Consider the following 2,678-nt stretch of genomic DNA (forward strand, 5'->3'; position numbering starts at 1 on the left):
CGCACCACCCACACCCCAAGCCACTCCTCCACGGTCACCAACACAAACCAACAACTACTCAACCGGGAGCAGTCGACAGCCCTCCGTCCGGGCGTCGGCCGGCCTTGTCGAAGACCGCCAGTCGCCCCGGGGGCTACCGCCGGGGCGCACCCGTGTCGTGGTGTGTCGGTTCCGGGCCGGGCGGTGCGGTCACGCCGCCGGCACGGTCAGCAGGTAGTCGTCGGCCTCCGGACTCCACCGCAGGTCGACCAGCCCGCTGGTGGCGGCGGCCTTGCAGAACTGCAGGAAGCTGCGATAGCCGAGCTTCTTCTCGCTGAAGTCGGGCCGCGCCCGGCGGAGCTGGTTCTTCAGCCCGGACAACGCCACCGTGCCGTCGCCGCCGGCCAGCTCCTGGACCACCGTACGCAGCAGCCCGAACGCCACCTCCCGGTCACCATGCTCGGGCAGCGACACCTCCGGATCGCCCTTTGCCGGGCCCTCCGCCAGCTCGACCACGTCCTGCCCGGCCAGGTACCGGAGCAGCTCCCCGAACGTGCGGAACCCGTAGTCGGACTCGCTGAAGGTCGGATCCTTGCGCAGCAGGGTGCGCTTCAACGTCGAGGCCGTCACCGCGCCGCCGGAGCTGCCCTGCAGACCCGCCACCGTCTGGGCCACCAGGACCGCGAGCGTGTCGACGTCGCGCGGGGCCTCCTCCTCCACCGGCTGCGGCTCGGGCTCCCGCTCCACCGGCTGCGGCTCCGGGCTGGGCCGGGCCGGACGACCGCGCCGAGCCCGGGTCTCCGGGATCTCGACGCCCTCCAGCCGGTCGTAGAAGAGGAACTCGTCGCACGCCGGCGGGAGCAGCGCCGAGGTGGAATTCTCCACGCCGACCCCGATGACCCGCTTGTTGAGCTCGCGGAGCTTGTGCACCAGCGGGGTGAAGTCGCTGTCGCCGGTGCAGATCACGAACGTCGAGATGTACTCGCGCTCGAAGGCCAGCTCCACCGCGTCCACGGCCATCTTGATGTCGGCGGCGTTCTTCCGTGAGGCGCCCATGCGCTGGGGTATCTCGATCAGTTCCACGTGCGACCGGGTGAGCATCCGGCGGTCCTCGTCGAAGTACGACCAGTCCGCGTACGCCCGACGCACCACCACCCGGCCCCGCTCGGCCAGGGCGTCGGCGACCGGCCGGAAGTCGAAGGCCATCCCGCCGCGATGGTCGCGCGCGCCCAACGCCAGGTTCTCGTAGTCGAGGAACAGCGCGATGCGATCTTCGTGGTCCACCCGAGCAGCGTACGCCGGGACCGCGGTCGGCCGGCCGGCGACTCGTGGACCACCCGGCCACGGGGACCCGGGGGCAGTCGACGCGCGCTGCCGGCCGGCGACCGGGACCGGTGCGGCCTGTTCCGCACCGGTCCGGTCACCGAGGTCGGGAGGGCCTCCCGGCCGGCCCGCTGGCATCCGGCCGCCGGCGTCTGCGGGCGGGACCCGTTCATCGCCCGGTCCGCGGCTCCGGCACGGCACGCGCGAGCCAGCGGCCCGAAACCGCCACGACGAGGAGGACGGCAACCGTCGCCGCGGCGATGCCGAGCAGCGGCAGCGCGTGCCCGGCGAGCGCGATGAGCAGCAGGGCGGGCAGGCCGAGCAGCCGGGGCCAGGACAACCGCCGGTCGATGACGGCGGACAGGGCGACCCGCCCGGCGAGGAAGAGCCCCGGCCCGGCGACGGTGAGGAAGACCGCCCCGCCCGATCCCCGTTCGGTGGGATGGGTGATCACGAGTTCGGCGGCCCCCGAGAGGGCGACCACGCCGGCGATCATGACCAGGTGCAGGTAGCTCGGGACCGTGCCGAACCGGGCGGGGTCCCGTTCGTCGATGGCGGCGCCCAACTGCCCCCCGGCCGGCGTGACGTACAGCAGGCCGATGAGCACCGTGGCGGCGAAGACCAGTAGGAACGCGGTGGAGTGCGCCACCGCCAGGCCGGTCGCCGCGTAGGCCACCCCCGCCGTGACGATCAGCTCGCCGAGCGCGATGATGAAGACCTGCTGGTACCGCTCTTTGAGGTGTTCGCCCCGCAGCCGCAGCTCACCCGGCTGGGCGCGGCCCAGCCTCGGGATCGGCCAGCCCAGCCGTGGCACTGCATAGTCCAGCGCCACGGCCGCCACCCACGCCGGCACCCGCACCGCGGGCCAGGCCGCCCCGACCAGCCAGAGGAGGCCGGTCGCTGCGAACCAGGCCAGGATCCGCAGCGTACGGAGGCGCAGCGGATGCCCCCGGAGCGCCACCGCGGTGACCACGCTGCGGCCGACGTGGATCGCGACGTACGCCCCGGCGAAGAGCCAGGCCCGACCCCCGGTCGCGTCCGGGACGGCGACGCTCATCAGGAGCACCCCGAGCGTCACGCCGACCAGCAGGGCCCGCACCCAGCGGTTGGTGCGGTCGAACCAGTCGCTGAACCAGGCCGTCACCGCCCAGACCCACCAGAGGGGCAGCAGGAGCAGGGCGGTACGCGCCGCCCCGGCGAGGCTCAACTCGGCGAGCAGGACAAACGACAGCTGCCGCAGCGCGAAACCGAAGGCCAGGTCGAAGAACAGTTCCAGGAACGACGCCTGCAACGGCTCGTTCTGGCGTCGCAGCAGCGTGGCCCGCCTGCTCGACATCGCGGCTCCCCCCGGCGCCTCCCCCCGCCTTCATACCACC

Annotated in this window: 2 protein-coding genes; both read right to left on the minus strand. The window is 73.1% G+C overall.

Going from position 1 to position 2,678, the window contains the following annotated elements; all coding sequences use genetic code 11:
• Positions 1 to 189: 189 nt before the first annotated feature.
• Positions 190 to 1,263: a PIN domain-containing protein gene (locus DKT69_RS36975; protein ID WP_109805987.1), complete on the minus strand. Its 1,074-nt coding sequence runs from the start codon at positions 1,261 to 1,263 to the stop codon at positions 190 to 192.
• Between the two features lie 208 nt (positions 1,264 to 1,471).
• Entirely contained in the window at positions 1,472 to 2,638 is a 1,167-nt protein-coding gene (locus tag DKT69_RS36980; RefSeq protein ID WP_109805988.1) for a low temperature requirement protein A, read from the minus strand.
• Positions 2,639 to 2,678 lie beyond the last annotated feature (40 nt).

This window comes from Micromonospora sicca (assembly GCF_003172935.1).
GTDB classification, from domain to species: domain Bacteria; phylum Actinomycetota; class Actinomycetes; order Mycobacteriales; family Micromonosporaceae; genus Micromonospora; species Micromonospora sicca.

Coding starts and splice junctions, on each gene's coding strand:
- DKT69_RS36980 (WP_109805988.1), bottom strand. CDS start 2,638: ATGTCGAGCAGGCGGGCCACGCTGCTGCGACGCCAGAACGAGCCGTTG.